Source organism: Salinicola sp. NYA28a, assembly GCF_976982775.1.
In genome coordinates, this window is the sequence record NZ_OZ334582.1 from 3,984,077 (window position 1) to 4,008,192 (window position 24,116).

At 59.1% G+C, this 24,116-nt stretch carries 15 protein-coding genes; 4 read left to right on the forward strand and 11 right to left on the reverse strand.

Going from position 1 to position 24,116, the window contains the following annotated elements; translation table 11 throughout:
- The first annotated feature begins 61 nt into the window (after positions 1-61).
- From ACWHY3_RS18000 to ACWHY3_RS18010, 3 genes are all read left to right on the forward strand, one after another.
- A complete protein-coding gene (locus ACWHY3_RS18000; RefSeq protein WP_448127162.1) occupies positions 62-1,012 on the forward strand; it encodes a dihydrodipicolinate synthase family protein in 951 nt (316 codons plus the stop codon).
- Between the two features lie 139 nt (positions 1,013-1,151).
- Positions 1,152-1,814 carry a GntR family transcriptional regulator gene (locus ACWHY3_RS18005; RefSeq protein ID WP_332779880.1) on the forward strand — a complete coding sequence of 221 codons (663 nt, stop codon included), beginning with the start codon at positions 1,152-1,154 and terminating at the stop codon, positions 1,812-1,814.
- 41 nt (positions 1,815-1,855) lie between these two features.
- The gene (locus tag ACWHY3_RS18010; RefSeq protein ID WP_448127163.1) at positions 1,856-3,157 is read left to right on the forward strand and encodes an NAD(P)/FAD-dependent oxidoreductase; all 1,302 of its coding nucleotides are present in this window, start codon (positions 1,856-1,858) and stop codon (positions 3,155-3,157) included.
- Between the two features lie 224 nt (positions 3,158-3,381).
- Here the strand turns inward: ACWHY3_RS18010 and ACWHY3_RS18015 are convergent, their stop codons facing one another.
- On the reverse strand, positions 3,382-4,236 hold the full coding sequence (locus ACWHY3_RS18015) for a bifunctional allantoicase/(S)-ureidoglycine aminohydrolase (protein WP_448127164.1): 855 nt from the start codon (positions 4,234-4,236) through the stop codon (positions 3,382-3,384).
- A 17-nt stretch (positions 4,237-4,253) separates the two neighbouring features.
- The gene (gene puuE, locus ACWHY3_RS18020) at positions 4,254-5,174 is read right to left on the reverse strand and encodes an allantoinase PuuE (protein ID WP_087719670.1); all 921 of its coding nucleotides are present in this window, start codon (positions 5,172-5,174) and stop codon (positions 4,254-4,256) included.
- 144 nt (positions 5,175-5,318) lie between these two features.
- Between puuE and ACWHY3_RS18025 the strand changes: the two genes are divergently transcribed.
- Positions 5,319-6,050, forward strand: coding sequence for an aspartate/glutamate racemase family protein (locus ACWHY3_RS18025; RefSeq protein WP_448127165.1), 732 nt, complete (start codon positions 5,319-5,321; stop codon positions 6,048-6,050).
- Between the two features lie 40 nt (positions 6,051-6,090).
- Here the strand turns inward: ACWHY3_RS18025 and brxL are convergent, their stop codons facing one another.
- From brxL to brxC, 9 genes are all read right to left on the reverse strand, one after another.
- Positions 6,091-8,133, reverse strand: coding sequence for a BREX system Lon protease-like protein BrxL (gene brxL / locus ACWHY3_RS18030; RefSeq protein ID WP_087719609.1), 2,043 nt, complete (start codon positions 8,131-8,133; stop codon positions 6,091-6,093).
- Between the two features lie 12 nt (positions 8,134-8,145).
- Positions 8,146-10,488, reverse strand: a complete 2,343-nt coding sequence (gene pglZ, locus ACWHY3_RS18035) for a BREX-1 system phosphatase PglZ type B (protein WP_448127166.1) — start codon at positions 10,486-10,488, stop codon at positions 8,146-8,148.
- Complete coding sequence (locus ACWHY3_RS18040) at positions 10,485-11,084, reverse strand: hypothetical protein (protein WP_087719607.1); 600 nt, start codon at positions 11,082-11,084, stop codon at positions 10,485-10,487. The genes pglZ and ACWHY3_RS18040 overlap by 4 nt, the downstream gene beginning before the upstream one ends.
- Entirely contained in the window at positions 11,081-12,361 is a 1,281-nt protein-coding gene (locus tag ACWHY3_RS18045; RefSeq protein WP_087719606.1) for an AAA family ATPase, read from the reverse strand. Before ACWHY3_RS18045 ends, ACWHY3_RS18040 begins: the two co-directional genes overlap by 4 nt.
- Positions 12,362-12,373: 12 nt before the next feature.
- A complete protein-coding gene (locus ACWHY3_RS18050) occupies positions 12,374-14,764 on the reverse strand; it encodes a TrlF family AAA-like ATPase (RefSeq protein ID WP_448127167.1) in 2,391 nt (796 codons plus the stop codon).
- A complete protein-coding gene (locus ACWHY3_RS18055) occupies positions 14,728-15,204 on the reverse strand; it encodes a hypothetical protein (RefSeq protein WP_448127168.1) in 477 nt (158 codons plus the stop codon). Before ACWHY3_RS18055 ends, ACWHY3_RS18050 begins: the two co-directional genes overlap by 37 nt.
- Positions 15,201-18,602 (reverse strand): Eco57I restriction-modification methylase domain-containing protein, encoded by a 3,402-nt coding sequence (locus ACWHY3_RS18060; protein ID WP_448127169.1) that lies wholly within the window; start codon positions 18,600-18,602, stop codon positions 15,201-15,203. Before ACWHY3_RS18060 ends, ACWHY3_RS18055 begins: the two co-directional genes overlap by 4 nt.
- 151 nt (positions 18,603-18,753) lie before the next feature.
- On the reverse strand, positions 18,754-20,490 hold the full coding sequence (locus ACWHY3_RS18065) for an ATP-binding protein (RefSeq protein WP_448127170.1): 1,737 nt from the start codon (positions 20,488-20,490) through the stop codon (positions 18,754-18,756).
- Positions 20,491-20,666: 176 nt separating this feature from the next.
- On the reverse strand, positions 20,667-24,104 hold the full coding sequence (gene brxC / locus ACWHY3_RS18070) for a BREX system P-loop protein BrxC (protein WP_448127171.1): 3,438 nt from the start codon (positions 24,102-24,104) through the stop codon (positions 20,667-20,669).
- Between the last annotated feature and the right edge of the window lie 12 nt (positions 24,105-24,116).

Sequence of the window (24,116 nt, forward strand, 5' to 3'; positions counted from 1 at the left end):
CGCTCAGTCATTTCCGAAAAGCCATTCCCGACAGACCATTCACGGATTTCAGAGGACAACCATGAACGACTCCATCTTCACCGGCTGCATTCCCGCCCTGATGACCCCTTGCACCGCAGACCGCACGCCGGATTACGACGCGCTGGTCGCCAAGGGTCGCGAGCTGGTCGATCTCGGCATGCGCGCGGTGGTCTATTGCGGCTCGATGGGCGACTGGCCGCTGCTGAGCGAGGCCGAGCGTCAGGAAGGCGTGGCGCGACTGGTCGCCGCCGGCGTACCCGTCATTGTCGGCACCGGCGCGGTCAACTCGAAGGAAGCGGTCTCCCACGCCGCCCATGCGGCCAGGGTCGGCGCGCAAGGGCTGATGGTGATCCCCCGCGTGCTCTCCCGCGGCACCGCCCCTGCCGCCCAGAAGGCGCACTTCTCGGCGATTCTGAAGGCCGCGCCCGAGCTGCCGGCGGTGATCTACAACAGCCCCTATTACGGCTTCGCCACCCGCGCCGAGCTGTTCTTCGAGCTGCGTCGCGAGCATCCCAACCTGATCGGCTTCAAGGAGTTCGGCGGTGCAGACGATTTGCGCTACGCGGCCGAGCACATCACCTCCCAGGATGACGAGGTCAGCCTGATGGTCGGCGTCGACACCCAGGTGTTCCACGGCTTCGTCAACTGCAATGCCACCGGCGCCATCACCGGGGTCGGCAACGCGCTGCCGAGAGAGGTGCTGCAACTGGTCGCGCTCTGCGAGAAGGCCGCCAAGGGCGATCTCGTGGCCCGGCGCCAGGCTCAGGAGCTGGAATCGGCGCTGGCGGTGCTATCCTCCTTCGATGAAGGCGTGGATCTGGTGCTCTACTACAAGCAACTGATGGTGCTCAACGGCGAAAGCGCCTACGAGCTGCACTTCAACGAGAGCGACGCCCTGAGCGATGCCCAGCGGCGCTATGTCGAGACCCAGTACGCGCTGTTCCGTGAATGGTACAAGCAGTGGTCGGCGCAGCTCGGCAACGTCGGCTAGCGAAACCTGCCGGTCGCGCATGCGTCCGTCGTCAAGGCCGATGCCGCGTTCCGGCGAGACGGGAAATGGCGGGAAAAGTCGGCGAGCGCCTCCTGGATTGCATACAATATCCAACATTCTGCAGACACGATGGCACTCCATGGCGACTTTCAAGACCCGAGCCCAGCACGTGGCGGACGACCTGCGCGAACGCATTCTCGGCGGCGAGTTCAAGGGCGGCTCCCAGCTGCGACAGGATGCGCTGGCCAAGGACTACGACGTCAGCCGCATTCCCGTCCGGGAGGCGCTGCTGACCCTGGAATCCGAGGGGCTGGTGGAATTTCACGCCCATCGCGGCGCCTTCACCACCGAACTCTCCGTGGCGGCGATCCGCGAACTGTTCGATCTGCGTGTGCTGCTCGAGACCTACGTGCTGCGCTACGCGATCCCGAACCTGACGGCGGCGGACCTCGATCACGCCGAAAGCATCCTGCGCCAGTACGACGCCGCGCTCGATTCCGGCAGCCAGATCGACAACTGGAGCGACTACAATTTCGCGTTTCACCACGCGCTGTACGCCCCTTCCGGGCTGCCCGAGACGCTGGCCATGATCGGCCAGTTGAACACCAAGTCCGGGCGTTATATCCGCATGCAGCTGCTCTATACCCGCGAGATCGAGAAGGCGGAACTCGAGCACCGTCAGCTGCTGGAACTGGCGCGCCTGGGCGACGTCGACAAGGCCTGCCAGTTGCTGGAAAACCACATAAAAGACGCCGCGGAGGGCATCGCGGCGGTGCTGGAAAAGAATCTGCGCAGCGCCTGAGTCGCTGCCCGCTCCCCATCGATCTGGTCGTGAGGTAGTGCATGTCGGACTCATCTCCTTCGGCTTCGTCCGATGCCGATATCATCGTCGTCGGTGCCGGTCTCGTCGGCGTGACCAGCGCGCTGGCGCTGGCGCGTCAGGGCCACCGCGTGCTGGTGCTCGACAAGCAGGAACCCGGACGCGGCGCCTCCTACGGCAACGCCGGGCATCTCGCCACCGAGCAGGTCTTCCCGATCGCCGACGCCTCGATCCTGACGTCGCTGCCCGGCATGCTGATGGATCCGATGGGGCCGCTGCGGCTGGACTGGAAATATCTGCCCCGCGCGCTACCGTGGCTGACCCGGCTGGTCCTGAACCTGCGCCCGGCGCCGTTCCGCCAGAGCGTGGCCGGCATCCGCGCCCTCAACGAACACAGCCTGGCGGCATGGCAACGCCTGCTGGCATCGGTCGACAGCAGTCATCTGCTCAAGGCCGATGGCTCGCTGCTGGTCTACGAAAAGCCGGAGTCGCACGCCAAGCTGGAGGCGCTCGAGTCGCGCATGCGCGAACAGCAGGTGCCGGTCGAGCTGTGGGATGGGAACGAGATCCAGCGCGCGGCGCCGCAGCTCTCGAACGCGCTGTTGGGCGGTCTGTTCTTCCCGGCCACGGGCCATGTGCTGGACCCGTGGCGAGTGGTCACGACCCTGGTGGAAGCCGCCCGGCGCCAAGGCGTTCGTTTCGCGCAGGAAACCGTGCAATCGGCACGGTTGACCGCGAAAGGCGTCGCCGTGACGACCGACGCCGGCGAACGCGAGGCCGGCCAGGTGCTCATCGCCTGCGGCGCCCACTCGGCAGCGTTGACCGCCCAGCTCACCGGCAAGCGCGTACCGCTGGATACCGAGCGCGGCTATCATCTGATGCTGCCCCGCGAGCATGACCGCCTGCCCTTCGCGGTGACCTCGCTGGAGCGCCGCTTCATCATGACGCCGATGGAAACCGGCCTGAGGCTGGCCGGCACCGTGGAGTTCGCGGGGCTGGAGGCACCGCCCAACATGGGCCGGGCGTGGCAGCTGCATCGCCTGAGCCGGGGCCTGTTCAAGAACGATCTCGACGCCGAAGGCGCGACGCCGTGGATGGGCTTCCGCCCGTCACTGCCGGACTCGTTGCCGATCATCGATCGTCTCGAGAATGGCCGCGTGCTGCTGGCCTTCGGCCATCACCATCTGGGGCTGACGCAGTCGGCGATCACCGCCGAGATGATCGCCGATATGGCCGGCCCCGGCGAACGCGACGCCTCTGCCACGCCGGCCCGCCGGGACGACCTGCCGCCGCTGGAGCCCTATCGGCTCGCCCGTTTCGGCTAAGGAACCACTGCATAAATGCCTGCACGGACTCGGCGTCCCCAGCGAATGGCTGCGTTGCGCGGTACTCGAAGGCTCGCCTAACCCCAAGTTATGTCTCGCGTGACTCGTTGCCTTCGGCAACTCGCCCTTAGGGCCGCCCTAAGGGCGTTCTCTACGCGTTGCGGCGAGTCTGCGTTCCGTGCGCCTTGCCCTTCATCTCGTTCGGCGATTTATTCAGCGTTTCCCTAACGCCCGGAAAGCGACAGCTTCATGTGCCGGTTGACGTCCTTGTAGAGCAGATAGCGAAACGGCTCCGATCCGCCGGCATAGCAGGATTGCGGGCAGAACGCTCGCAGCCACATGTAGTCGCCGGCCTCGACCTCGACCCAGTCCTGGTTGAGGTGGTAGACCGCGCGGCCCTCGAGTACGTAGAGGCCGTGCTCCATCACGTGGGTCTCGTCGAACGGAATAACGCCGCCCGGCTGGAAGGTGACGATGGTCACGTGCATGTCGTGGCGCAGATCGGCGGGATCGACGAAGCGCGTGGTCGCCCAGCGGCCGTCGGTGTCCGGCATCGGCGTCGGCGCGATCTGCTGCTCGTTGGTGACGAAGGGTTCCGGCGCCGCCAGCCCCTCGACGAATTCGTACGCCTTGCGAATCCAGTGGAAACGCACCGGCGCCTCGCTCGCGTTGCGAAGTTGCCAATCGCAGCCCGGCGGCAGATAGGCGTAACCGCCCGGCGCCATCGCGTGCGTCTCGCCCGCGATGGTCAGCGTCATCTCGCCCTCGACCACGAACAGTACGCCCTCGGCACCGCTGTCCGGCTCCGGCCGCTCGCTGCCGCCGCCGGGCGAGACTTCCATGATGTACTGCGAAAACGTCTCGGCGAAGCCGGAGAGCGGCCGCGACAGCACCCAAAGCCGAGTCTTCTCCCAATGCGGCAGAAAGCTCGTGACGATATCGCTCATCACCCCCTTGGGAATGACGGCATAGGCCTCGGTGAAGACCGCACGGCCGTGAATCAGCTGGCTCTGCGGCGGCAGGCCGCCGTGGGGGGCGTAGTAGGTTCTTTCAGGTGCATCGTGGCTGCGTTGTGACATGAGGGATTCCTTGCTTTTCAGGCCGGATGCTCGGCAGCCCAATGGCGGGCGATATCCACACGGCGAGTTATCCACACCCGGTCGTGCGCTTCGAGGTGATCGAGGAAGCGCTGCAGCGCGCGGAAGCGGCCGGGGCGGCCGACCAGGCGGCAATGCAGGCCGATCGACAGCATCTTCGGCGTTTCCGCGCCTTCTTCGTAGAGCACGTCGAAGGCATCTCGCAAATATTGGAAGAACGGCTCGCCGTGATCGAAGCCGGTCGGCGAGGCAAAGCGCATGTCGTTGGTGTCCAGCGTGTAGGGGACGACAAGATGCTGATGCGTCTGGCCCTGGCTGTCCTCGGCCGGCATCCAGAACGGCAGGTCGTCGCCGTAGTAGTCGCTGTCGTAGAGGAAGCCGCCCTGGTCGAGCAGCAGCCGCCGGGTATTGGGGCTGTCGCGGCCGGTGTACCAGCCCAGCGGCAGCTCGCCGTAGAGCGACTGGAAAATGGCCAGGGCGCGTTCGAGATGCTCGCGCTCGACCGCTTCCGGCACGTTCTGGTAGTGGATCCAGCGATAGCCGTGGCAGGCGATTTCATGACCCAGCTCACGGAACGCCTGGGCGACTTCCGGATTGCGTTCCAGCGCCATCGCCACGCCGAAGATCGTCAACGGCAGACCGCGCCGCTCGAACTCGCGCAGCACGCGCCACACGCCGGCCCGCGAGCCGTATTCGTAGATCGACTCCATGCTCAGGTGGCGAGCGGGGTAGGCCTCGGCGCCGGCAATCTCGGACAGAAACTGTTCGGAGTGGCTGTCGCCGTGGAGGATGCTGTTCTCGCCGCCCTCTTCGTAGTTGAGGACGAACTGCACCGCGACGCGGGCCCGGCCCGGCCAGTTGGCTTGCGGTGGCGTGCGGCCATAGCCGATCAGATCGCGGGGGTAGTCTGGGGAGATCATGCGCAGCGCCCTTGTGGTTGCCGAACCGATCGACGCGAATCGCGTCTCATCGGCCATCGTTGTCGATATTGTATTCAAAGTCGTTTATTTTTGTGGACAAAATAAACGTACCGCGATTTTTCCCTCTCGCCAAGGTGGCAAGCCATGCGTATTCACGTCATCAATCCCAACACCACCGCCAGCATGACCGACAAGATCGGCGCCTGCGCCAGCCGCGTGGCCGCCGGAAACACGCAGATCCACGTCAGCCAGCCCGACAGCGGGCCGGTGTCGATCGAAAGCCACTTCGACGAGGCGATCAGCGCCGTCGGCGTGCTCGAAGAGATCCGTCGCGGCGAAGCGATGGGAGTGGACGCCTATGTCATCGCCTGCTTCGGCGATCCGGGCCTGCTCGCCGCCCGGGAACTGACCCGCGCGCCGGTCATCGGCATCGCCGAAGCCGGCTTTCACCTGGCGACGCTGATCAGTACGCGCTTCTCCGTGGTCACGACGTTGCAGCGCACCGCGATCATTGCCGAGCACCTGCTCGACCAGTATGGATTCCGCGATCACTGCCGGCGAGTCCGTGCCACCGACCTGCCGGTGCTGGAGCTGGAAAATCCGGCGGGCAACGCCTATCAGGCGCTGCTGGAGGAGTGCCGCCAAGCGAGGGACGACGACGGCATCGGCGCCATCGTGCTGGGCTGTGGCGGCATGGCGGATCTCACCGAGCGGCTGACGCTGGACCTGGGCATGCCCGTCATCGAAGGCGTCAGCGCCGCGGTAAAACTGGCGGAATCGCTGGTCTCGCTGGGGCTCGGCACCAGCAAGCACGGCGACCTCGCCTTTCCCCGGCCCAAGCCATTCGTCGGGCGGTTCGCCGACTGGGGTGAGTGATCATCGGCCACGGTGATTTTACTAAAGCCTAGCCGAGCACCTACTCCACAACGGCTTTGAGCAGAGCATCCCGCGCGTCGGAGTAGAACTGGATATCAACCTTGGTCGCCATGTCATCCGACAGGTCAAATAACTGCCGGCGGCAGGCAACAGGCATCAGCAGTGCAGTCGCGCCCTTTTCCACGGCGATTTCCGCAATCGTTACCGGATTGTGGATCGGCTCCACGGAGCCCCCCAGATTAATCTCCCCCACAATGATCAAACCACCGCGCACGCTTTTCTTCAGTAGCGCCGTGCTCAATGCGACCAGAGACGCCATGCCAAGCTTGGCGCCTGATTTGGAGGCGTCGAACGCTCGCAACTGAACCGTAAACTCGTGGTGACGCGGATCCTTGTCGCCTACCAGTTGCGCCGACCGGGCGTACAGGTTTTGCTCCGCATAACCGATGCTTTCCTTGAACGCGGGCGGTACCGGCTTGTTCAGGACCTTGACGCCGGACCCTGGGCCTTCGTTCACCTCGATCCGGTACAGGCCGGGATGTTCCTCACCGCCACCCGGAGAGATGGTCCATACTTGGCCAGGTTCCAAGGGGTCGTCACCAATGCTGTTCTCGCTCTGAAGCTCCGGGGTGGAAACAAACTTCTCGACACCGTCGGCGCCCATGACATAGCTGAAATGGGTGTTTCTGAATTCTGCCGCACCGATCCGCTTCTGCTGTTCTTTCACCCGGCGCCGGGCTTCCATGGCAATGCGAACGGCCCATTCGATATCCTCGTCCGAGACCTCATCGTCACCGGGATAAAGTAGCTTAAGCAGGCCGCTGACCGTTTTGTTCACCGCATTGGTATCCCGCCCAGACAGCGCACCACCAAAAAACACCCGGTTCTGGATCAGGCTTACCCGGCTCTGATTGCGCAGCTGGCTCCAGCACTCTGACAGGAAGTCGCTGACTAGGCCGAAATGGTCGGTTAAAAGCTCCTTGCTTATTTTCGGCACGTCCCAGCCCGGCAAGAAGGCGTGGATACGGTCCATAAACGCCGTATCATCTTTCATTTCCGGGGGCATGGGGCCGAACAGGTGGCCTATCCGCTGCTGATGTTCCACATCGACGTCAAAGTTTCCCACCAGTACGATGCTGCCATCGGCTCGGATGTTTTCCTTGCCACGGCTGAACTCACCCGATTCCATGTAGCCCTTCATGATGTTCACGCCGTCCTTCTGGTCGAAGGAAATGCCGGACACTTCATCGAAGCAGACCACGTCGTACTGACAGACCAAACCCCGCTGGCCGCTGGCGTTGTTTACGAACATCTTGGCCACGGTGGCTTTACCACCGGAAATCAGGTGGGCGTAGGGTGACACCTGCTGGAACAAATGGCTCTTACCGGTACCCCTGGGGCCGAGCTCCACCAAGTTATAGTTACGCTCAACAAAGGGCACCATACGCAACAAAATTGCGTCCTGCTGCCGCTCCGACAGGCCGCTGGCCTCAATCCCCGTGGACCTTAGCAGCAGCTCTTTCCACTCCTGCGTCGTAAATTCCTTCCGGGCCTCTGCAAGGGTATCCAAAACGTCGCGCTTGGAGAGCTGGATCTCCCGCAGGGCTTCAACACCGAAGGGGCGACCATTACTTTCCTGGGCAATGGCAGCATCGTAATTGAGCGTTACCTCGGCATAGAAACCGCCGGTCAGCATCCGCTCGTGCTCGTTTACCAAAGACGGTGTGATCCGCACGTCGTTCAGGCGGAGGCTGGGGAGGGAAGCAATATAAGAGTCCGTTTTCGCATCCAGGCGGGCGGTAATCAGATCGATGATTTTGACTTCACCGTTTTCTCTTGCCCGGGCCTTGAACAGCTCCTCCTCACCGGCCTTGACGGTGCGGGACTTGAGCTGCCGCTGCACGATCTCCAGGCCTTCGTTGATCTCCTCCTGGTCGGTGCTTGCGCAATATCGCCCGAGCAGGAACTCGACCACATAGGTGGGCACCGGGAATTGGCGGCTGAAGGTTCGTACCAGGTCCTTTCGCACCAGGTAACCATCCAGGGCCATTGCGGCCTTTCTGTCGATTTCGTCCAATTCCATCACATTTGCCTCTTAAGAAAGAGCCCCACCAATCACGGTGCCCGTCTGGGCAACCAGAGAACCATTTTCGTCGAGCAGAACAACCACCGCTTTCTGCCCTTCTAGATCTTCATCTTCGACAACCACGGAGGCGGTACCATTAGCCTTAAGCGGCTTCGAGCCGACCACCACACTGCTGGCCGCTTCACCCGGTCGGGTACGGATATCCAATGTGAGCCCTGAATAGTCGCCCGTCACCGCCACCGTGCAGCGCAACCCTTTCCACACCAGGTCGGTAAACTCGATGGCCCCTTGTGCGGAGGCGCCACCCGTCACCACCAATTGGAGTGTCAGGCACTCCTGTAGACTCAGGCCGCCGTGAGCGTAATCCTCACCCTTCTTGAAACAACTAATGCCATCGGCTAGGGCAAAGTAGTGACTGGGGTTCCAGTACCAGGGGAACAGTCGCTCCTGGGTTTCCGCACCAGCCTTGAGCGCGGCACAGCGCCCCCACTTGCTTTCAGCCAGTACGCTGGGCAGGTCAATTTTGGGTAGCCCCCCGGGCAGAAGCAGCCAGCCGTGATCGGTGACGACGCGTACTCGCTTCCAGCCCGCCGCCAACAGCTCGGTAATGCGGTTCTGCACTTCATTCAAAAGGCTTTCCAGGTGTTTGGCCAGCTTCCAGCCACGGTCGTGACCTTCGTGGTCGATGTCGCCAAACTCACACCAGGCGAAACCTTCCCCCTGGCCGTCCTCTGTTCGATCCAGCAGCGTCCAGCCGGTGTCCTTCAGCAGTTTCTTGAGGTGATAGCCGCCTTTGAGGGACTGACCGGTCGCCGCCACGGCGGGCTCGAAATCCGCGCTGCCATCGTCCCCCCGAATTTTATCCCGGACCGGTGTCACCGCCGCCTTGCCAGTGGCGGTCACGCTGGGCAAAGCGGCCCAGGTGGGCGCCTCGTCCACATCCAGACCTGAAGCTTCCAGCATCTCTGCCAACCGCTTGCCCGTATCAAAGCGCAGCCCATCGACAAAGAGCACACAATCCCCGGGACTGGCCGGAAAGGGGGCCACTGTTGTGCAGGCGCCACCCGGATAGGAGGCACCATCAACGATCTTCTGCAGGTAGCGGGCGGACTCTTCCAGCCAGGGAAGGTAAACTGCCCGAACTGCCGTTGTAACAGCCTCAAAGTCAGCAGCGCTCTCCACCTGGGCCAAGGCGCGCATTACGCCGTCATCCACTTTCCAGCCAGCGTTGGCATAGCCGTCCATCAGATCATCCACAGAGCCCGCCGTCAGAGACGATTTTGCATAGTTGGCCATGGCGGCCAAGTGTTCCAGTGCATACGCCAGCGGAGCTTCCCCTAGTTCCGCCCATACCAGTGATCGCCTGCCGCCATGTATCTGTTCGAGCTCCAGTATTCTGGCTCGGGCCTGGTGCTCAGGAGTCTGGGCCAGGGTCAGCAAGTCACGGCGCAGGTGATCTTCCTGGCCCTGGTTCCACTGAGGCCAGCCACCGGCCACGGTTTCATCGGCAAACAGATCAAAGGCCGGCGGTTGGCACTTGCGAATTTGGGCGGGAATATGGGGGTAGCGGTGGGGCGCCTCGCAGAAACGTTGCCAAACCGCCTGCCAGGGCCCCTCGTGGGCCGCAAGCTTGGCGCACCCTGCCAGCCCCCCCTCATGCTGCGGATTAAAAGCCAACTGGGAGGTGCATACCGCCACAAAAGCCTGCCATTCGTTTTCACCCCTCGCAGCCTGGAATGCATCGCCCTGGTCCAGCCACAACAGCAGATCCCGGGTGGGGTCACCGCCGGTTAACAGGGTATTAAAGTAGTCCTTATCCAGGCGTTTGCCCTTGAGCAAGTCGACGTCTTCGTCGAGCAGTCGGTACAGCGCCAGTTGCATGGCGTGCCGGGTTTCGCTGTCTTGCGCTACATCAAGGCCAAGACCACCCTGGTCCGACTTCAGGTAGGCAAGGATGGTCCAGTCCTTGGCATTCACCTGGGACCAGATCACGCCACGGTATTGCAACTCAGCCAGCGGCTTGAGCGAGTCCGGGCAACCTTCCACCGCCCGCAAATCCTGACGACTGACGCCGGGCAGGTAGAGAATGGGGATCGTCCCATCTGGCAGGGACACCTCATCCACCAAGCCAGCGATCACGCAGCGCAGCCAGATCGCCGGGCCGGTGCGCTTTTCGGGAGCATAGTCACCCAGCACCAGAAGCTCTGGCAGTTCCGCCTGAAGGACTGGAATAACCGCTTCCCATTGTCGGTCACGGTCTGGCCAGAGGATGCAGGCAGGGGCGACCTGAATATCAGGGTTGTAGATGCTTGCATCACGAATGCCTGCCAGAATGCGATCTTGAACTTTCATACAAGCCCCTGCCTAACTATTTCAGCGTGCACGAAAGGAGATTTTCGCGAGAGAAAACCCAAAGAACAGTCGCCGGCCACGTATTCACTGTAGTGTTGTGCACGCATTTTATTATTATGGGGGCTGTCCAGTTTCAACCTGCGTATGGTTTTTCTGGCCTCAGCCTCTTGTGCGGCGCGTAAAGCTGGATTGGGAGAAATTTCCCCTGAAGCAAAGTTGATTACAAAGGTGTTCGGGGCCAATCCTATTGGATCAAGAACATCGTCATATTTGTTTTTGTTCCTATTGGGGCCAAGGCAAGAAAGCCTGTAATTTGACCACTCGTAAGCTTCACCGGCGTTTGCTGACTTAGCGATAAAGTGGTCCGTAGAGGCAGCGCCTGAGCCCCACTCAAAATAAATAGCAAGGTAAGCACAAACGCCGGAGTATGCCTCCCACAGTTGCTGATTTGAACGTGACCAATAGTTCGGTAGATCAGCAGCTTTAGGTGGAGGATCGTCAAAGGCAATGCCGCGATCTACCAGCCAAGCACGACCTCTCTGCCGCACCTCTGCATTAAAGTCATCAGGTTCAGGCTGAAGTGTTACAGGAATCATCCAAGCCACCCCTTTTTGTCGCAGATGGCACGCCAGCGGAACAGAAACTCATCTCTGGGGCCTAACGCCTGAACCAGCCTGTCATTCATGGCCTCAATCTGCTTTCGCGAGGGCTCATTTTTGGCCAGAAGTGCCGACGCCTCCTCCACAAGGTGCTCGTACTCCAGGGGACGACTGCTTTTTAAATCAAAAGCCTCACTTACCAGCCATGTTTCAACATCGCCATGCTTCTCAAAGTCCCGGCGTCTCAATATCACCTTTTTGCGCTCGAAATCGAGATCAAACCAGGCATCCTGGCTCTCGTCGTATAAAGGCTCTACAGAGGCCATAATCAGGGGGGAGTGCGTCGCGGTAATCAACTGGACTTCCGCAGTCCTGGTCAACTTTTCCATAACGGAAAGCAACGCAGGCACAATGGTGCGTTGCCAGCTGGGGTGTAGGTGAGACTCGATTTCATCAATTAGAAAAGTAATTTGGTGTGTAGCCTTCTCACCAAGCTGCTTCGCAGCTTGCTTATGCTCTTCCCATGCCCAAACCAAAAAATAAGCGAGTGCGATTATACGACGCATGCCTGATGACGCATGAACAACCGGTACATCCTGCTGATACGGCATGCGAATAGTCGGTATATCGCGAACATCATCCAAGCTAATTCTGGTGAGTGCTCCGGGCTCCAGTTTTTCCTTTGCAGAGGGAGACAACACCTCCAGAACCTGTTTAAGTTGCTTAAACGGCGTGCCCCGTTCCTTCTGCCATCCGGCCCAGTCACGTATCAGGCCATTACATAACCATCCACCACTCTCATCCTGGAGACCATCCCACACTTCTTTCTGGCTGAATACATAGGCGGGTACGCGCTCTTGCACGTCAACGCCCTCGCGGGTCAGCCAATAGTTTCTGTTAGGGTCCCAAACCGCAAAGCTGCCATCCGACATCGCGTAAAGAACCAGCCCCGGATTAGCAGGCCGCCCCGGCCTGCCGGTCCATGACTGCTCTTTTCTGAGGAAGCTGCTTTCGTAGCTTTCCTCCTTGCTCTTACTCGTAAACGAGAAGCTGATTGCGGCCTCCCCGTCAGAGTTTGGCAGCGCCTTCTTGCCGGCTGTCAGCTTCGTATTGAGCTCAGCAGGCCATTTACGAGTCAGAGCCCACCAGGCAATATCCAGCAAGAAGCTCTTGCCCAAGCCGTTGTCACCGGTCAGAAGGTTAAGACGCTTGCCAAATTCCAGCTCCATCTTGGAGGCCGGGCCAACATTGGACATCTTGAGATGTTTAATCATGATAGGGCCTCACTAAAAATGGTATTTTTCACGCCGACGCCGGAAAGCCTCCTCTGTGCCTTCCATGATATCCAGGACAGCGGCGGTAACACTGGCCTCGTCAAGCCCGCCCTGTGCTCGGATAACTCCTTTTCCGTCCTTGGCTTCGAGCGCATATACCAACTCGGCATCACCATTTACCGGCAGGTTGGCATTGTGGGTTGCAAGTATGATTTGGCGACCGGCTTTTACCTTGCGAAGCATCGGTATCAGTTCCTTGAACACGAAGTTGGAGTCCAGCTCATCTTCGGGCTGATCTATCACAAGGGGGCCGCCATTCTGAGCCAGCAACAAGGCGAGCGCGGCGGTATTGCGTTGACCGTCGGAAAGAGAGCCTTCAGAGATGCTCCCGGCAACTGAGCCATCAGATCGAAACAGTTTTAAATCAACGACATCCTTCACACGAGATAACCGAAGCTGGTCCCAGCTCTCTATGTTTTCCACGATGTGCTGCTTTAGGTTGTCTGCCTGATTCTGAAAAAGTTGCCGAGCGCCCTCTCCGTCATTCTCATGGTAGAGATTCCTCAACAGCTCCCAGGGGGAGGTGCGATTACAGTCTGGTATCTGGCTGAATCGGTCCATCAGTGCCTGCCCTATGTCGCTCCATGAGCGGGCCAGAGCGGTTCGACCGTCTTTAGGACCAAAGTGATTCCATAGCTCGGAGAAACTAGCCTGGTCAAACTGATATTGCACCGTCACTTCTATGAACTTGCGCTGCTCCTCAGTCAGAACGGCTAGATCATTTGCGCGATTCGCAGCTTCAACCCGTTGTTGCAGTTGTTCTTGCCAAATTTGATGTAATCGCTGGACCTGCGTCTCGGGGTCGCCAGCCTCGTCTTTCAATCTCTTGATTTCAGCCTGAAGCTCAGTAATTTCTCTGTGCTTCTTGGCCCTGGCTTGATCAACTTCCTTTAAGTGACCCACATCGTCAGGGGTCAGCCCCTTGGCGGCGCATGCCTGACTAAAGTTGGTATCGGCCTGATCAAGATCCTGCTGGATCGTCGTCCAAGTGGGGTCTTCAGCCTTGAGCGATTCAACCCCTTGCTGGTACTGCTCAATAGCTTGGCGAATATGCTTTGCAAGGTCTTCCTTGGCTCGTTTGACCGTCGCGTCAAAATGCTTCAACCACAGGCCATGGGGTGAGTCGTCAACTTGGAACGATGTATGGGAGCTTGCTACAGCGTCGGCAAGCTCGGCAACATCTGCGAACTGCCTCCCTTGATCTCCATAAAGCGAGTCGAGATAACGGCTTTCCGCCTTTAGTTTTTGGTGCCTGATTGCATCGGCCTGAATCTCACTTCGTGCTTCCCACTGGCGATCGAGCTCCTGATATTCCTGCTGGGATTTTTTGAGATCTTTCTCTAACGCTTTGGCTTGCCGAAGATTGGAAAACGATGCCTGTATCTTAAGCTTCAGCTTTCTTTCCTGATCATCCAGATCAGCAAGTTCGTTTGTAGCGAACCCGTCGACCAGTTCCAACAGGCGCTGTGCCTGGGGTATCTGCCCGTCATCCCCTGTTTTTGACTCGGTTAGACGGTTGAGCTGCTGTTGACTGAAAAAGCGGATAGGCAAGCTCTGGAAGAACGTTTCAGGATCATGCATATCGTCACGTTGGACAGCAGGCTGCCCGTTTTGCCATACGATACGGTCTTCTACGCCATCAGCGCTGACCCAGGACACTTCAAGCTCTGCTCCTGGTTGGTTCAGGGTGTCCCGAACCCGTTTGATCCGGCTTTTCGTGTCCGCATCAATGTCCTCTGACTTATCCTTGCCAAAAATAATACGCAGGTATTCAAGCAAGGTGGATTTGCCGCTTCCGCGCCCACCAATCACACAGTTCATGTTTGGTGAGAAGTGAATCTCTTGATCGCCCAAGAAAGCTACGTTCTTAATTGAGAGAGACCGAATTGCCGCTTGGCGAACACGATTGGCAGGATGTACATCTGTCACCACATTTTCCGGCAAAACAATGCGAGACTGGTGATCAAGAAATGCCTGCCGAAGCGATTCTATGGAAGGGGCCGACATTTTTATCCACGAATATCGGTAACCAATACTGTTGGGTGTTGGTGCCTCTTCATGGTCGCAGTCAATTAGCTTCTTATTGTCCGAGGACATCAGCGTTGCTATCGGGCGTACACGTCTCCACCCTGGTTGACAATCACCCCCTGACTTCAGCAATCGTTGATATCCCACTGACATCAGGTGAACAGGTTTTGGAACTTCAATCGCCAGCAGTTCAGGATTGGTGAATTGGTCTTGTTGCAGCCAGTCTGAAATAGATTCGTCATCGAAAATCCCGTCATTACTCATCGCGTGAGGCATGATCACGATGCCACCATGCTTTTCTTGAACGATGCGCAATATGTCTTTGAGATTCTTATCGGACTTTGCCAGTTGGCCGTCTGCTCCAACTCTCGGGTACGCAACACCACACTCTGGATGGCATCGAGCTGGGCTAAATCAGCTCCGGGCTCAAACAAGCAGAGTATGTGAACGCCGCGCCCAACCCCGGCGGCTTCAAATTCAAATCCTGGAAACAGGGAGACGCTGTGATTATGCTCGCGCTCAAGCTCCGCGAAGGCGGACTGCAAGTGGGGAATAAACTCCTTACTTAGAAAGTTGTGGTCAGTTATCCCAATGATGTCCAGTTCAGCGTGATAGCAAGCCTCAGCGAATGCCGTTGCTGCAGAAGCCTCCTGACCGGCTTCGAGGCGATCTCCTTGCCAATGGCGAGCATCTGCTGGCGTCTGCATCTGGAGATCACACTTCAGCCAGCACATTCCTTTGTATTGTGCGCTCATTCTGATACCTCCTTCGCAGACTTCTTCTCGGCCAACATCAGATGGTGATCATTAATCCGCTCACCCTTGAACGTTTGGTACCAGGGCGCTGACTCCACATCCTTGCCACGGTCTTTTGTCCATTTGACGTTGGGCTTGTCGCGCAGGACGCCGGCGCCTTTCTTTTTGACGTCGCCTACGGTCATGAAGGGACGGACGTTGAGACGGACGCCGTCGTTGAGATCTGGGTCCCAGCCTATGGGTTGTTGTTCGATGGGTTTCCAGCGGATGAAGATGTCATAGGGGGCTTCGCCTTCGAGGATCTGCTCCAGCTTCTTTTTCAGGGATTCAGCGGCGGCCAGGCGCTCTTCGGCACCGTCGACGCCGCTGGCCAGATCCTGTTTCTGGCGGCTGATCCAGTCGCCCAGGTAGGTGTAGATCAGGGTTTCCAGGTTTTTGCGGTCCAGCTTGTGGTAGTTGACCAGGGCCGCGAAACCGTCGGCCAGGCCGTCCCAGATGTGCCAGATGAAGGGGCGGTGCTGGAAGAGTTTGCAGTGCTGGGTGAAGAATTTGTCCCGCAGCCAGGTCTCCAGTGTCTTTCCCGCATGGTCGGCACTCTTCAGAAGCTCTGCCAGAACGTCGGTGGACCAGGCCTCGCCATATGCAGCGGCCAGCAGGTCCAGCAGCCGGTCGGCGGCTGAAGCCTCACCGCGCACTGGGGGAATACAGACAATGCCGTCTTCGTCGGCGAAGGGCAGCAGGGTTTCGCAGCGTTCAACCCAATCACGCTGCTCTTCGGCCAGTTCCATCTCGGTTTCCAGTTCGGCGGGCCAGCGGTAGCCGAGCAGGCGGGCAACGGCGACTTGCAGGACTGTATCATCCCCACGGAGCGAGCCTTCGGCGGTCCACTTTTGTTCTTCGTCCCACACGACCGAGCCGCAGGGGTGGCCGTGGAAGATCCATTGGGTGGGGTCGTTAGTGTAGGGTTTGGGCAAACCGTGGGGGTATTTGTTTTCGCCGACTTCTTGCCAATAACCTATATCGAAGGGGATTTTTACCAATGTGGCATTAGTTACATTTTTCTTCTTGTCGATTTTTCTGACTTCGTCGTGGAAGTCTTGGCTTGAGCAAAAAGACCAAATTGCTGGCAAATGATCCTCTTCAGCGGGAATAATTGCAGCACTGGATTGGTCGTATAGGTTTCCTGAATACAGCGTAGCTGGAAGAGTGCGAGTTTGCCGAATTGCAACCCCAGGCTTACCCCACGCTTCTTTACCTTTTATGTATGCCAAGGGTGATGTTTGAAGTTCTCCCTTTCCTTGCTCCCACCGGATTGCACCATCTCTTCCTGTGAACTTCTCTGAGGTAGAACAGGGCAGCTGGAAAAAGCTCCAGACTTGGTTCGGCCACTCAACTTCATGGAAAAGAAAGACAAATCTCGGGGTGTCACCGTTTTGAAGGCCAACATAAGACCCGGCAATGGTTGAGAGCAACGGGTAATCAGATGCATCGAATAGGCCAATTCTGTAATCGGGGTTAGTCAACTGTTGACTCTGGAAATATCTTTCCGTTACTGCATTTTTCAGATAAAGGTTTTTTTGCACTACTCCTTTTTGAACAGTTGCGTTGATACCGAGATAGCAATCTTCTGGCCTTGGTTCGCCTTTTGTGAATGAAATCAATGCCGCAAAAGCCCCAGCTGCCTGCGGGCTCTCAAACGCTTGCTCTCCAAGGTCAGCCAAACTGTTCCAAGTAGCCTCTTTTAAAAGGCGCTCACGTACTTTTTCATAAGACTTTAGGAACAGCCATTCATGAGGGGTGACCACAGATGCATTTCCTCCTACGGCTAGAATATCCTTTATCCGTAGAATAAACGCAGTTGCTAAATTCGATTTTCCGGCTGCATAGTTTTTCTCAATATAATCTTGGCTGGCTTCAACTAGCTGCTTTGTCTCCTTGAATGGAACATTTGTGATTACCCACTGAAATTTTTCAGTAAGAATCTTGGCAGCGTTGGCGGTACCTTTTGCAACCACCCCAAGTTCACTTTTATCGATATCTTTCAGCTCAGACAATGCTTGCGACAAAAGTGGCTCGACTTCTTCCCATCTCAGTTCAAACAGGGACCCTTTCCCCAAGCTTATCTCCGGATTTATTAAGCTACCTAGAACTGGGGCATCCTCGAACTGCTTATACAGCTCTTCGAGCACTATCTGCAGATTCGTATTTTCGCCTGCCAACGCCAACCATTCGTCTTTCTTGGCGCTGATCGACAGGCCGGTACAGGCCAGGTTCAGCTCCGGCAATGGGCGGTAGCCTTCCGTGCCGGGGTATTTCCAGGCGGCCAAGGCCAACGCGAAAGCAGCCAGCTCCACACAACGCTGATCCAGCTCCAGACCATGAATGTTCTCTCTCAACACCGCATCCACGGCGTCCCGAGCGGACAGACCGTCTCGCTCCATGCGCATGGGCACGAGCATCAGGAAGGCGGCCACCAGGAAGTGGCCGGAGCCGCAGCAGGGGTCCAGGGTTTTCAGGTCGGCCAACTGCTCCGGCCAGGCATCGAATGTGCCGGCTGCCGGTGTCCAGGTGCCATTTTCCTGTTTCACAAACCGCAGGTACTCCAACGGCACACCAGGGATGGCTGCCTTGTGGCGTAGTTCGTCTTCGCTTTCGGCGTGCTTCAGGTCGCTTTCACTGAGCTGCCGGGCCGCCCACCAGGCACCGAGGGAGTTGTCGAGCAGGAAGCTGACCATGTAGGGTTCGGTAAAGAGCTGGGTGACGGCGGGGAGCTCCCGGGCACCGATCTTGACTTCGGACTGGTTGACCTGCTCCTTTTTCTTGGCCTGCCAGAACTGGTAAACCCAACCCAGGCTGTCGGAGGCGGTGAACACCTCCAGCGGCAATCCTGCGACCAGGCGTTCCAGGGCCTGTTGGTGTTCCGGTGGCAGGGTGAGCTGGAAGACCGGAGAGTCCAGCCGGAAAATCTGCGGCAGCATACGGGCCGCATAGCGGGCGGCCAGTTCCCAGCCGTTGGCGGCGCCTTCATCGGCAGCCAGGTCTTCACACTCTTCCAGGGTGATGGCCACCGGTTCGTCCGGGTCCGGGTATATCAGCAGGTCGTTTTCGGCCAGGAAGCGTGCAAAGAGCATGCGGTGCCAGTGCTCGTAGGCAACCTCCTCCACCAGGCGGTCCATGGTCTGGATCTTGCCGCCGTTGAGGGCGTCGCCCAGTTGGCGGCCATGGGCGCGTAGCTTGCGGCGCAGCTCCCGGTCGGTCTCGCTCAAGTGCGAGGCCGGTGCCGGGTCGCCAACGCCGAGCTGCTCCAGGGCGGCGCGGGCACCGGTTTCGGCGGTGTCCCGGGCGGCCTTGACGGCGCGCTCCAACTGGCTTCTCAGAGTCTTGTCGAGTGGCTGCATGTTCTTTTACTTCCCCAATCCTGAAAGTGATGCCACGGCTACGGTGTTTGTACCGTGAGAGCACTTTTTCCTGTCGCATCGGTGCGACTTGATATGCGCAATTTTACCAACAATCGCATAGTCTGCGCATAGAGTTTTACCTATGCGAATTTCAATGCTGACGCGCATTGCTGTACTCATAGCGCGCCCAGCGCCGCTCACCCACCTGCTGGAGGCCGGTGTTCTCCTGTATCAGCTCCTGCATCAGGCGCCGGGCCTGGTTGCGGTCAAAGCGCGTGATCTGCCGGATTTCCTTGTTGCTTAGGCCTGGCTCGTGGCGGCGGGCACGCTCCATCAGAATACTGAGCACTCGGGTTTTGGCGGCCTCCCAGTCGATGCGGCGGCGGGCCTCGCCCTGACCGTCTTCGGCCAGGCGGTTATAGAGGTCCGGGTGAACGCACCAGTAGGCCCCCCGGCCAGTGCCGCCATGCTCGATGTAGCCGGCTGACTCCATGGCCGAGAGCCGCTCGCGGATTTCGGCCTCGCTGCGCTGACACAGGGCTGCGGCGGTTCCGGTATCCAACTCCGGGTGTTGCAGCAGGTATTGCAGCAGCAGGAGCTCATCCACGCCCAGGTTGCGGCCATGCTCGCTCTCCTCGGCCACGAACAGACGGAAGGCGGCATTCAGGTCCCGCTTGGGGAAGCTCACCAGCACGGATTCACCGATCTCGCGGATCTGCGGTGGTTCCTTGCCCTCAATGAGCAAGGCGGAAAACATGCGGTTTATTCCCAGGTTGCTGCGGTTGACCAGGCGTAAGCGAGTCAGCGCCTCCACCAGCAGCGGATTTCGGGCGGCGGGCTGGTGATGGAGGATATTGTTGGGAGTAATGCCGGCAATGAAGCCCCCGTTGTTGCTGATTTCCAGCCGGTCGGGATAGAGCTTGACCATCACCGGCCCGGCGATGCGCAGATCCGCATGGCAGAAGGCGTTCATCAACGCCTCGCGCACGGCGATTTCCGGCCAGGTGCGGTATTCGTAGTGGAACAGGCCCTGCTGATAGGTGGTGATCGGGTTGAAGGGGACCAGCAGTTCTTCAATGCGCTGAACGGACAATGGCAAGGCGCTGACCCGATCCTCCCGGATGCCGTACTCGGTATCCGAGGTCATTTGCAGGAAGGTCCAGTTGTGGCCGGGGAGATGTTCCCGGATGGCGGCTTCGGTACCGGCCAACAACAGCGCCGCGCGAGTCAGTTTGCCGTGCTTGATCAGGCCCAAGGTGGACAGCAGCTCAACATCGGTCAGGCGTAGCAGGTCCTCCGGCGCCCGCTCCTTGCGGGCCTGATTGCGTAGGGACTCGAGGGCGGTGGCGGATAGCAAGTGGCTTTCCACAACAGAGGGGGCCACAGGAGAGACGGCTTCGCCAGTGTAATCGGTCTCGCCCGTTTCCACGCCGATTTTGCGGCGCAAGGTGCCAGTGAGCGGCTGGCAATCCTTGCCTACACGGATGGTGCCCCGGCCAGCGCTGTCGGTGTAGGGCGGCATACCGGGGTAGATCTGCATAAGCAGCAGGCGACCGGTGCCTTCCGGTACAGCCAGCTCTTCGAATACCGGGGTTATTTTCGGATCCGTCTGGTCGTAAACCGCCTTTTTCAGCAGGTTGATGTCGATTTCCGGCGGAACGCCTAGAATGGCGCTCCCACGCCCCTGGGACCGGTCGGCCACCCCAAACACTACGGTACCGCCGCCACCATTGGCCATGCATACGGCCATCTGGACTACGGTTCTCACCGCTTTGTCGCGGCTTTGCGTGTCCCACTGCTTGAAGTCGAGGTCCTGGTCTTCCAGGTCGTCGGCTATGCAGTGCTCCAGTTCCGGGAGCAATGACTCTATGTTGGCGGCGGTCCTCATCGGCGCCTCGTCAAATCTACTGCGCCACCCGATTGCGGCGTCACGTGCTCATTCGCTCCTCGCCTATCTAGCTGATATGTCTCGTTGCTCATTGCGCGGCTCCTTGCACTCGGGCGGCTCGCTACGATTTGTCGAGGTGCCTTGATCACAGTTTTTCCCGTTATTTAACTGGCTCTTTATTTGACGGAAATTGGCCCGTCTGGCAGCGCTGCCTTGAGTTGTTGCTTCACTTCCTCGGCCCAGGCATCGATGTCTGCGTCAGACTTCAGCGTGCGGCGGGGTACGTGAATAAACTGGATCTCCGGCTCGCACAGCTCGGCTGCCGCCACGGCCACATTGTCAAAGCGGCTGGGAAGTGCGGCGACGCGATCGGCAAACATGGCCAGAGCGCACAGATCCAGCGTATTCAACACCTCTTGGGTGGATTGAACCGCGACCTTGGGCTGATCGGCCAGGGTCAGGCGCTGGTCTGCCAACAGCTGGTTTCGCTGTTCGGGCTCCAGTTGCTGCCAGTTGCTGTCATCGGCCAGGCGAGCCATGCCTTGCTCGTGGCGTTTCTGGTAATCCTGGTCCAGTCGATTCAGCGCATCCCGGAGCGCCTGTGTCAGGCTGGTAATCAGCGGGGCCACCGGGTCGGGGTCGGTCAGCAACTGTCGCTGCTGTTCGATGGTTTCCACCTGAGCCCGGAAGACATCGGCATCGTCGAGCCCGCCTGCGTGGGACATCAATCGCTTCAATATCGCCCAGTTGGGCCAGCGCTGGTGAATGCGCTCCGAGAGGTGCTCCCAGGTTTCGATGTTGGAGGCCAGCTCTTCGCGTCGGTTATAGAGCGCCACCAATTGCTCGTTGCCGGCGGTGAGGCGAATGTCGTCAAGAAAGCTGGTGTCCGGGCGCTCCGGCTTGGGCGCCTCCCCGCCGGCCTCGTCAGCCAGGTCGGAAAGCTTCTGCAGGAACTGAGGCACATACGCCAGCTCCTCACCCTGCTTGGCGGACAAGCCCACCTTCTGCAGCAGCTTACGAATCTGGATACGCTGGGGGGTAGTGACGGTGGCGGACTCTACTTTGAACAGGGTTTTGCCAATGCTCTTGCGCTCCAGGCTGGACGGTTCAAGAGGTTGGCCGCGTTCGTCCTGGGCGCGGATAAGGCCAGCCACCAGCAGGGCCTGGAGGCCTCCGTCCACGGCGTCGCGGGACCAGCCATAGGGGGAGGACTCAAAATGGGTTCGAATATCCACGCCTTTTTTGCCGCCGGCAATGGCTGCCAGAATGGCTTTGCACACCGGGTTCTTGGCCGGTTCACCATCATCTCCCACGGCCTTGAGGGCGTCTGGGGCACCTTTCTGGGCCTTTTCGTAAACCTTGGACCAGCCGGCATGGTCAGCGGTATGGAAGTGAGGGTAAAGCCGTTGCAGGGCGTTATTGGCGGCTTCCAGGATCATTTCCTGGAGATCGTTGCCCAGAATCTCGTTACCGCCCCCCTGGAAAACACGGGCTCCGGAGAAGGCTTCGTTCAGTAATTCCCGGATCTTGCCCTCAGCAGTCTGCTTGGTGGTTTCCATGGCAGCCCGGGCCTCTGTGCCCTCCGGGGTGTTGGGCACGCCCCGCTTATCCAGGGTGGCGCTGGCTGCCTTGTAGTCGATCAAATGGTGACGCAGGTCATCGGCAGAGCGCTTGGGGATGAACACGAATACGGTGGGCGATTGGTTACCGGCTTGCCGGGCGTCGGCACGCACGGAGTTTTCATCGCCGCTCCAACCATCACGAACCCAGACGCAAATGCGCTGGCCGGCATCGTCTGGCAGCTGTGCGTCGAACACCGGGTAGATATCGCGAGTGACTTTTGCATCGCCCTGAACCAGCGACAGTTTACGGGCCGCCTCGCCAAAGGTGCGGCGGATACGGTCATCGCGCTCGGCATGGATGCGATGCGCCTCGCTGGATAGGGCCGCGCGTTGGCTGAGAAATTCATCCGTCCAGGCGGCACTCTCTTCGGTCTGGATGCGGTACTCGTCGCCGACTTTCATCAGCAGCTCGCAGCGATCCAGCAACCCCGGAAGTTTACTGCGCAGGCTGCTACTCCCGCTGGACAGGTCCTCGACAAGCAAGTCCGCCAGGGAATCCACCGTGGCACGAATGCCGACTTCGTTGTTCTGACCGCCCAGCTTGTTGATCAGGAACACCAGGCCACAGGCGCGAGCCATCAGGCGTTCGTCGTCCGAGCCCTTGATCCAGCTCATGGTTTTTTCATGAACCTTGCGGGGCAGAATGCGCGACTGGAGTAGTTTGTCGGCGGAATCGAAGTACAGGTAATCGGCTGGCACCACATAGCCCAGAGGGGCCTCCAGGTTGGTCTGGATGACCTTGTGCACCATGCTGAGCTGGTTGCGCAACTGGCTGTCGGTGCCCGTTTGATCCAGCACGCGAAGGGTGTTTTCCCAGAAACGTCTGCGAACCGGCAGGATGGGATAATCCTGTGGGAAGTAGGGCAAGTCATCCTGACGGTGGCCAATGGTTGTGCCCGCCAGGTGCCGGGAAATTTCCCCCAGGTTGGTTTGCATGATCTGCTCAATGGGGGACTTGGCTTCCGGCTTCTTGGCCAGGATGACTTGGCGGATCACGGCATCGACATCGGCGTCCGAGAGCTCAACACGGATGGTGAAACGGCCCTCAAGCTTTTTCAGGTTACTGGTGCCGGTAACGGCGGTCTGACCGGTACCAATGAACAGAAGCTTGCCAGCAAAGTTCTTGCAGCATGCTTCCACCACTTCCTGTACGGCGATGGAGCGCTGGCTGTCCTCGCCGATGAACTGCTGAACTTCGTCCAGAACGACCAACGTCAGCGGGAATTTGCCCTCTTGTGTCAAAGCCTGGCGAATGGCCTTGAGCATGTCGTCACTGGAGATGTCCTGAACGTACGGGTACAGGTTGTTCAGGGTTTCGACGCAAGACGCTGGCGAGGTAAACAGGGCAGGCTTGGCCTGTACCAGGGCATCGTGCAAACCTTCGGCCACGTAGAAATTATCCAGCTCTTCATTCCAGTCGAAGCCGTTGGCTTCCACCTGTTTGCGCACCTGGTCATAGATGCCCTCGTGCCTGAGCCACATGACGAAGCGGGCAACCGGGTACTGCTCCGGCAGATCGACAGACTTAAACAGAATTCTGAGAAGGGCGAGGCGCACGCTGCCGCTGGCACCGGAGCCGAGGGTGCCGGAAGCGGCATGCAGGCCGCCATGACGTTTGGCTTGAGTGCTGAGTTCTCTGAGGTGATCGCTGATGCCTTGGGGCAAATTGGCGATCCCACGGGCCGTGGCTCCGTCTTCAAAGGCAGCATCCACCCACAGTGCCCGCAGCATTTTGACCAGATGGGATTTGCCGGAGCCATAGAACCCGCTCACCCAAACGGCCGGCTGCTGGGCCTGGTCGATATTCTTGAGGTAGGTTTCGAGGATGTGCGACATCCCTTTTTCGTACTGGCCATCACAAACGAACGTTTCCAGTTCGTAGCGAAGAACCGCCAGCGCATGGCTGGTTGTCTCGTCGTTGACGCTTGCCACCCCCTCGTTGACCAGCTTCCGGGTGGTTGGATCCTTCTGATAAATGTCACGATTCTTCATTAACAACCTCTT

What these genes read in the sequence shown, in the direction of transcription:
- ACWHY3_RS18000 (WP_448127162.1), top strand. Translation starts at nt 62, where the DNA reads ATGAACGACTCCATCTTCACCGGCTGCATTCCCGCCCTGATGACCCCT.
- ACWHY3_RS18005 (WP_332779880.1), top strand. Translation starts at nt 1,152, where the DNA reads ATGGCGACTTTCAAGACCCGAGCCCAGCACGTGGCGGACGACCTGCGC.
- ACWHY3_RS18010 (WP_448127163.1), top strand. Translation starts at nt 1,856, where the DNA reads ATGTCGGACTCATCTCCTTCGGCTTCGTCCGATGCCGATATCATCGTC.
- ACWHY3_RS18015 (WP_448127164.1), bottom strand. Translation starts at nt 4,236, where the DNA reads ATGTCACAACGCAGCCACGATGCACCTGAAAGAACCTACTACGCCCCC.
- puuE (WP_087719670.1), bottom strand. Translation starts at nt 5,174, where the DNA reads ATGATCTCCCCAGACTACCCCCGCGATCTGATCGGCTATGGCCGCACG.
- ACWHY3_RS18025 (WP_448127165.1), top strand. Translation starts at nt 5,319, where the DNA reads ATGCGTATTCACGTCATCAATCCCAACACCACCGCCAGCATGACCGAC.
- brxL (WP_087719609.1), bottom strand. Translation starts at nt 8,133, where the DNA reads ATGGAATTGGACGAAATCGACAGAAAGGCCGCAATGGCCCTGGATGGT.
- pglZ (WP_448127166.1), bottom strand. Translation starts at nt 10,488, where the DNA reads ATGAAAGTTCAAGATCGCATTCTGGCAGGCATTCGTGATGCAAGCATC.
- ACWHY3_RS18040 (WP_087719607.1), bottom strand. Translation starts at nt 11,084, where the DNA reads ATGATTCCTGTAACACTTCAGCCTGAACCTGATGACTTTAATGCAGAG.
- ACWHY3_RS18045 (WP_087719606.1), bottom strand. Translation starts at nt 12,361, where the DNA reads ATGATTAAACATCTCAAGATGTCCAATGTTGGCCCGGCCTCCAAGATG.
- ACWHY3_RS18055 (WP_448127168.1), bottom strand. Translation starts at nt 15,204, where the DNA reads ATGAGCGCACAATACAAAGGAATGTGCTGGCTGAAGTGTGATCTCCAG.
- ACWHY3_RS18060 (WP_448127169.1), bottom strand. Translation starts at nt 18,602, where the DNA reads ATGCAGCCACTCGACAAGACTCTGAGAAGCCAGTTGGAGCGCGCCGTC.
- ACWHY3_RS18065 (WP_448127170.1), bottom strand. Translation starts at nt 20,490, where the DNA reads ATGAGGACCGCCGCCAACATAGAGTCATTGCTCCCGGAACTGGAGCAC.
- brxC (WP_448127171.1), bottom strand. Translation starts at nt 24,104, where the DNA reads ATGAAGAATCGTGACATTTATCAGAAGGATCCAACCACCCGGAAGCTG.